Source organism: Edaphobacter sp. HDX4 (genome assembly GCF_036877565.1).
In the GTDB taxonomy this organism is placed as follows: Bacteria; Acidobacteriota; Terriglobia; order Terriglobales; family Acidobacteriaceae; genus Edaphobacter.
Window position 1 is genome coordinate 22,956 of record NZ_JAEDXW010000039.1, and the last position, 7,109, is coordinate 30,064.

The 7,109-nt window shown below is 55.4% G+C and carries 7 protein-coding genes; 3 read left to right on the forward strand and 4 right to left on the reverse strand.

Translation table 11 applies throughout. The features are described from left to right. The first annotated feature begins 11 nt into the window (after window positions 1-11). Entirely contained in the window at window positions 12-788 is a 777-nt protein-coding gene (locus tag JAO29_RS22585; RefSeq protein ID WP_334270544.1) for an SIMPL domain-containing protein, read from the forward strand. On the opposite strand, the gene JAO29_RS22590 is transcribed toward JAO29_RS22585, so the two are convergent. After that, the gene (locus JAO29_RS22590) at window positions 773-1,507 is read right to left on the reverse strand and encodes an SGNH/GDSL hydrolase family protein (protein WP_334270545.1); all 735 of its coding nucleotides are present in this window, start codon (window positions 1,505-1,507) and stop codon (window positions 773-775) included. The two genes, JAO29_RS22585 and JAO29_RS22590, sit on opposite strands and share 16 nt — an antisense overlap. Window positions 1,508-1,644: 137 nt before the next feature. On the opposite strand from JAO29_RS22590, the gene JAO29_RS22595 reads away from it, so the two are divergent. Further along, the gene (locus tag JAO29_RS22595; protein ID WP_334270546.1) at window positions 1,645-3,045 is read left to right on the forward strand and encodes an NADP-dependent isocitrate dehydrogenase; all 1,401 of its coding nucleotides are present in this window, start codon (window positions 1,645-1,647) and stop codon (window positions 3,043-3,045) included. A gap of 82 nt (window positions 3,046-3,127) precedes the next feature. Here JAO29_RS22595 and JAO29_RS22600 read toward each other — a convergent pair whose 3' ends face one another. Continuing rightward, complete coding sequence (locus JAO29_RS22600; RefSeq protein WP_334270547.1) at window positions 3,128-4,387, reverse strand: FG-GAP repeat domain-containing protein; 1,260 nt, start codon at window positions 4,385-4,387, stop codon at window positions 3,128-3,130. A gap of 180 nt (window positions 4,388-4,567) precedes the next feature. Here JAO29_RS22600 and mdh point away from each other — a divergent pair, with 180 nt between their 5' ends. Beyond that, window positions 4,568-5,497, forward strand: a complete 930-nt coding sequence (gene mdh / locus JAO29_RS22605; RefSeq protein WP_334270548.1) for a malate dehydrogenase — start codon at window positions 4,568-4,570, stop codon at window positions 5,495-5,497. Window positions 5,498-5,924: 427 nt separating this feature from the next. On the opposite strand, the gene JAO29_RS22610 is transcribed toward mdh, so the two are convergent. After that, window positions 5,925-6,446 carry a peptidylprolyl isomerase gene (locus JAO29_RS22610; RefSeq protein ID WP_334270549.1) on the reverse strand — a complete coding sequence of 174 codons (522 nt, stop codon included), beginning with the start codon at window positions 6,444-6,446 and terminating at the stop codon, window positions 5,925-5,927. A gap of 70 nt (window positions 6,447-6,516) precedes the next feature. Further along, window positions 6,517-7,109 (reverse strand): peptidylprolyl isomerase (locus JAO29_RS22615; RefSeq protein ID WP_334270550.1); only part of this gene is annotated, 593 nt, incomplete at its 5' end.

The window sequence follows — 7,109 nt, forward strand, 5'->3', positions numbered from 1 at the left end:
AGATACGTCTAATGCACGATGTGCGAGATGGATTCGGGATCAACGCCGCTGCCGTGTTGGGCGGTTGTATTCTCGTGGGACTCGCACTGGGCGGCTGGCTACTAGGAAACCAGATAAAGGCAACGCGTCTGGCTGATCGCTACGTGACCGTGAAGGGGCTGGTCGAAAGGACCGTGAAGTCGGACAGCGCCGTCTGGCCGGTCACATTCAAGGAGACAGGGAACGATCTGCAGCAGGTCTATGCCAAGAGCGAGGAGGATCGCGCGGCCGTTCTCAAATTTTTTGCCGATCAGGGCATCGGCTCACAGGAGATCTCCCTCGGACAGATTCAGGTGACTGATAAACAAGCCAACGAGTACGGCAATAATGCTGGCGTCGGACCCCGCTATATCGTGCAGCAGACAGTCACAGTGAGCTCAGGTGACGTAGACAAGATCGCGAAGGCGGGGCAAAAGACGGCACAGCTTCTACAGGCTGGGATTATCGTGGTTGGCGGCTATGGTCAGGGGATTCGATACATCTTCAACGGCCTGAACGCACTGAAGCCAGACATGATTACCGAGGCGACGAAGAACGCCCGCGCGTCGGCCGACCGCTTTGCCGCCGATTCAGGAAGCCAGGTAGGCTCCATCCGTTCCGCAAACCAGGGTGTGTTTTCTATCTCTGCAGCAGACGCTGGTAGTGGGGTAGGGCCGGGAGAGGATGGTGGCGCATCCACAAATCCGGATGCAAGCATTATGAAGAAAGTACGGGTGGTGGCGACAATCGATTACTACCTCAGCAGATGAGTCATCGTTTGTCGTTGGATATACCGCTTTGGTGAGCCGGTACTTTCTGCGAAAAGATCCCTGAGGATCAACCGCGCCACCTGTTGCGCCTGGATGGCGCTACCCGCCGCAGTGAAGTGCACATCATCGTGATGCAGATCCTGATGCTGAAGCATCAGATCGTGCTGATCATCCACCTTTATGTGTTGCCGCTGCATGACCGCAGAGGCAAGCCGGTTGCGCTCGTCCACTCGAGCATTGGTGGCGCCAGAATCGACGGGTTTGCGTACTGGAGTAGTGCTGGCCCAGATGAGCGTGGCGGACGGAGACATCTTGCGAACAGCAGTAACGAATCCCGGAAGACCTTCTCCATATTGCCGCTCGGTATATTTCCAGCCATGCATTCCATTGTTGAAGTGGATGACCGCAAACTGATGGGGCATGATCGTCGCGAGTTCAGAGATCTGAATAAGAAGACGTGGATCGCCTGACGATGCCGAAGTCGCAAACAGATAGCAGTTCGCATGCCCCTGCAACAAGCGTGAGGTCTCCTCGTAATAGGCGCGGGTGATTGAGTCGCCGACCAGAAGGACATTTGGAAGTGCCGGATCGGGGTGCTCCGGACGGTCAGCCCAGGTCCACTCTACTTTTTCCGTAATGGATTGTGCCTGGCTGCGAGCCGGTAGGACGAGGAAAGAGGCGATCAGAATGGCACAGACGAGAGAGAACCGCTTTTGCATGCAGTTATTCTTACAGAATCATCCTTTTGCGCAGGTGGATAGGTTCGATTATCGTTTTCATCGTGCGAATATTGCCAGAGCTTCTGCGCGAATGATAGGTTTGATCTCTCATTACCTTTACGGGGGACGATGGATCTATGCAGGAGAGCTACAACGGAATTGCGGTGCCCAAAGATGGTGCACCAATTCGCTATGACAATGGGAAGTACGCCGTTCCCGACAACCCGGTTATCCCCTTTATCGAGGGAGATGGTACTGGACGCGACATCTGGAAAGCTTCGCAGCGTGTATTCGACGCTGCCGTACAGAAAGCCTACGGTGGAAAGCGTTCCGTAAAGTGGTTCGAGGTACTTGCGGGCGAAAAAGCCTATCGCCAAACCCAGAACTGGCTTCCAGATGACACGGTGAAGGCGACCGTTGACTTCCGTGTTTCTATCAAAGGGCCTCTGACGACGCCAGTAGGCGGAGGGATTCGTTCGCTGAACGTAGCGCTGCGCCAGTTGATGGACCTCTATCAGTGCGTTCGACCGGTCAAATATTACTCTGGGGTTCCCAGCCCCGTAAAGCATCCCGAGAAACTTGATGTCGTCATCTTCCGGGAGAATACCGAGGATATCTACGCCGGGATTGAATTCCGCGAGGGAACGCCCGAGGCTGCAAAGTTCATCTCGTTTGTGAACGATGAGATGCTCAAGGGTGGGAAGAAAAAGATTCGGACGGATTCAGGAGTAGGCGTCAAGCCGATCTCCATTACCGGATCGAAGCGACTTGTCCGTGCTGCAATCCAGTATGCCCTGGACAAAAATCGTAGCGTTGTCACGCTGGTGCACAAGGGCAACATTCAGAAGTTCACGGAAGGCGCGTTCCGCGAGTGGGGCTACGAAGTTGCGACCCAGGAGTTCCGCGAGCATACCATTACAGAGCGTGAGAGCTGGATCCTCGGTAACCTGGAAACCAATCCCAATCTGACCGCGGAAGAGAATGCAGCGCTGATTGAGCCGGGAATTGAGTTTGCACCGGCTTCGTTCGGCGATGAAGTGGTCGCCGAGGTAAAGGCCGTCATCGACGCCATCGGTAAATCCCATGGCAATGGTGCGTGGAAGAAGAAGATCCTCGTCAACGATCGCATCGCAGACTCCATCTTCCAGCAGATCATCATTCGCCCGTCCGATTACAGCGTGCTGGCGACAACCAATTTGAACGGCGACTATATCTCCGACGCAGCTGCTGCACAGGTCGGCGGACTAGGCATCGCTCCTGGCGCAAACATTGGCGACGGTTACGCCGTCTTCGAAGCGACCCACGGAACTGCTCCGAAATATGCCGATAAGGATGTGATCAATCCCGGCTCGGTCATGCTGTCTGGCGTCATGTTGTTCGACTTCATTGGATGGCCTGAGGCTGCCCGCCTCATCGAATCGTCCATGGAGAAGACCATTCAGCAGAAGTTCGTAACGTACGACTTTGAGCGCCAGATGGAAGGTGCTACAAAGGCGAAGACCAGCGAATTTGCGAGCCGGATGATCGAGAATATGTAAGTAACACAAGCAGAACCAGGCGGCCGTCCTTCGGGGCGGCCGTTCTGTTGATGGCTCAGTAGATTGGTTCGGAGTACCGCGATTACTTTTTCTTTGCGGGCTTCGTAAGGTTCTCGGCCCAGAAGAGTCCGGCCTTGCCGCCAGTCACGAGGTCAAGGTCGCCATCGCCGTCCAGATCTGCCGCACCTACCTGCTGGACTCCGCCACCCATGCGTCCACTGTAGTCGACGATGTGGCGAATCCATTCCACGCCGCCGTTACCCGGACCGCGAGAAGTAGCCTGTGTTGGCGGAACCTTGCGGTACTCATACCAATACAAGCCGATCGGCTCGCGCTCGCCGGGATCGGCGCCGTTGTGCGCGAAATAGCGTTTGCCGGTGACGAAGTCGAGCTGGCCATCGCCGTTCATGTCGACCAGTGCCGCGGCATGCGCCTGCGACCAGGTGTTGTCGATGATGTGCTGAATCCACTGGCCGTTGGCGGTCTGCTCATACCATGCGAGACCGTAGTCGTGCGCCATGCCGGTGAGCAGGTCTTTGTGGCCGTCGCCATTGATGTCGAGCAGGTACATATACCCAAAGGCAACACGCGCCTGGTTCACCTCCGCTGGATTGTGTCTTCCGGCGGGCGGAATCGGATGGGTGGCCCAGTCCATCGGATGAAAGATCCAGTCACCGGACGCATGAACATCAGCAGGAGCCTCAAGCCAGCCTTCCGGTGTCAGAATGTCGTTGCGCCCATCGCCGTTTAGATCGCCGGCGCCAATACCATGACCGTAGCTCTGCTTCGAAACGACATGCTTGACCCATTTCCCGTGGGTGAGCTCGAACCATGCGGCGGGAACGTTCGGCCGGTCGAGCTCCGGCAGCAGCTCCAGTGCCTTGCCATCGTTGTTCAGGTCGACGAGGAAGGCAAACTCGGTAGGACCGGAGTTGTCGATCTCCGTCACCTTCCAGTCGCCGCCGTTTTTTCCGGGGTTCTTCAGCCACACGATGTTATGGGCGAAGTAGCTGCACTGCACCACGTCGATCCAGCCGTCTCCGTCGACGTCGACGGGGATGTCGCTGAAGTTGTCGATGTAGCCCATCGCGTAATCAATCTGTCGCAAAGGATGTTTGATCCAGTCCGGTCCTTCGTACCAGCTTTCGCCTGAGATGATGTCGGGCTTGCCGTCGTTGTTCAGATCTGCGACCGCCACGGTCTCGCTGTAGCCGGGATCGACCATGTGCGTCTGAAAGGCTATATCCGCGGGTCGGCTGGCAGAGAAGACAGCATCCGGAGCGAGAAGGAGGAGAGACAAGATTGCAGGGAGCCAGCGACGTATCGAAGAGGTTTTTGGCATGATTCGCATCGGGGACAGTGCGTGGATCGAAGAGCCGTCTTTATGAGACGACCATCTTACCATCGGTTGCGAATACCAGCGCGTCGCTACGATATTCGGTCATGGAGCAGGACGAAGCTGGGGGGACAGGAATATCATGGAGGTGTCTTTGCACATCCACCAACGAAGGAAAGAAACATCATGCGGAAGAAGGTAACGATTGTGGGCGCCGGGAATGTCGGCGCTACTGCTGCTCACTGGATCGCCTCGAAAGAGCTTGCGGATGTTGTATTGATCGACGTCGTCGAGGGTGTGCCGCAAGGCAAAGGTCTCGATCTGCTGGAGGCGCTGCCGATTGAAAAGCGTGACGTTTCGGTGATTGGAACAAATGACTATGCAGATACTGCAAACTCCGACATTGTCGTCATCACCGCAGGCATCGCTCGCAAACCCGGTATGAGCCGCGACGATCTGCTGAACACCAACTTCAACATCATGAGTGATGTCGCAGGGAAAGCTCTCGCCGTCTCTCCTAATGCAATCTTCATCATCGTCTCCAATCCCCTGGATGCGATGGCTCAGACAGCTTTCAAAAAGCTTGGCCTTCCCCGCGAACGCGTGATTGGCATGGCAGGTGTGTTGGATTCGGCTCGCTTCCGCACCTTCATCGCACAGGAGCTGAATGTCTCGGTTGAGAATGTCACAGCCTTTGTGCTGGGCGGACACGGAGACACGATGGTTCCGCTGTCGCGCTACTCGACGGTGGCGGGAATTCCGATTACGGAGCTGATCCCAGCGGATCGCCTGAAGGAGCTGGAGACACGTACGGCCAATGGCGGCGCGGAGATTGTGAAGTACCTGAAGACCGGCTCGGCCTACTATGCTCCTTCGGCCGCTGCGGTGGAGATGGTGGAGGCGATTCTGAAGAACAAGAAGAAAATCCTTCCTTGCGCGGCTTATCTTCAGGGCGAGTACGGCATCTCGGGGTTGTACGTCGGCGTGCCTTGCAAGCTGGGATCGAAGGGATTGGAGCAGATCATCGAGATCAAGCTGACTGCTGAAGAACAGGCTGCGCTGAACAAGAGCGCGGATGCGGTGAAGGAGCTTTGCTCGGTGATTGGCGTGGCGTAAAGCGAATGTTTGTTCGCAGTCCGGATGAGCCCGCTTTCGAGCGGGCTCATTTCGTTTTTTACATTTGTGTGGGTATAGCAGCGTGAGTTACTGAATATGCGATGCAAGCCATCCCGATAATCATTAGTGCAAACGTCAACATAAAGCGAATAGCAATCTGATGTCTTATGTGACTGTCGGGATAGTAGATTTTATGGATTTTCCACGCTGGAAGCCACCAAATTGAGTTCATTCTTATGTTTGGTTTAACCTGTTTGGCCTCTCGGACAAGTTGGAAAATGGATTGCAAAATTGTTGCATAAAAGACGAATGCAATTATAAAGAGAATATATCCTCCAACTTTCAATTGCCGCCTCCAGGTTATGAATGGTAGCGTTCTGTTCCAACGAAGAGAGCCTGCTTGCAGCAGGCTCTCTTCGTTGAGTGGTTACGCGACACGCTCGATGGTGACGGACTCGAGGACGACTGGGGTTTTGGGGCGGTCCATGCCATCGCGGGCAACCTTGCTGATCTTTTCGACGATATCGTAACCTTCGACAACCTCACCGAAGATGGTGTGCTTCCCGGTAAGCCAGCCGGTTGGGGCTACCGTGATGAAGAATTGCGATCCATTGGTATTCGGACCAGCGTTCGCCATGGCAAGCTTACCCTTCTCCTGGAAACCGTGTCGCGAGCCGCGAGTCTCGTCGGCGAAGCGATATCCAGGACCGCCCATGCCGGTGCCCTCAGGATCGCCGCCCTGAATCATGAAATCCGGAATGACACGATGGAAGACGGTGCCGTCATACAGCTTGTCGCCCTTCTTACTGCGGCTCTCCCAGTTCTTGGTGCCCTCGGCAAGCCCGATGAAGTTCGCGACTGTCTCAGGTGCGTCCTTCTCGAAGAGCTCTGCAACGATGGTGCCCTCCGATGTATTGAAAATTGCGTAGGTTCCTGGCGTACGTGCCATGCTTTTTCTCCTTGTGAAGATCGAACGTTATCTAAACGCCTCCTGCAAAATACGGCGGGGGAGGCAAAGGTTACTGCATAGGCGGTGTGGCAGCTGGAGCAGTTGCTGCAGGCTCGGGTGGCATCCGCTGACCATCCCGGACGATTGTGACTTTGTTGATCACTACCGGAACAACTGGCTTGTCGTTGTCATCCCGCTGCACACGTGCGATTGATGCCACTAAAAGCACGGAGTGAGCGTCGCACTGCCCGAAGATCGTGTGTTTTCCATCGAGTTGAGGTACAGGACTCTCGGTGATGAAGAATTGTGAACCGTTGGTATTCGGACCGGAATTTGCCATCGCAAGACGTCCAGGTTCGTCGAAGGTGAGCGTAGGATCAAACTCGTCCTGGAAGAGATATCCGGGATCTCCCCGTCCATCTCCCAACTTATCGCCTCCTTGGATCATGAAATTAGGAATGACCCGATGGAAGGTTGTGCCGTTATAGAAAGGCTCGCCGTGAACCTTCTTGAGTGTCTTCGGATCCGTCCAATCCTTCGATCCCTCCGCGAGACCGATGAAATTAGCGACCGTCACCGGAGCCTGCTTGTCATATAGCTTGCACGTGAGGCGACCCATCGTTGTATCAATCACAGCAGTTGGGCCTGTGGGAATGACGGGCG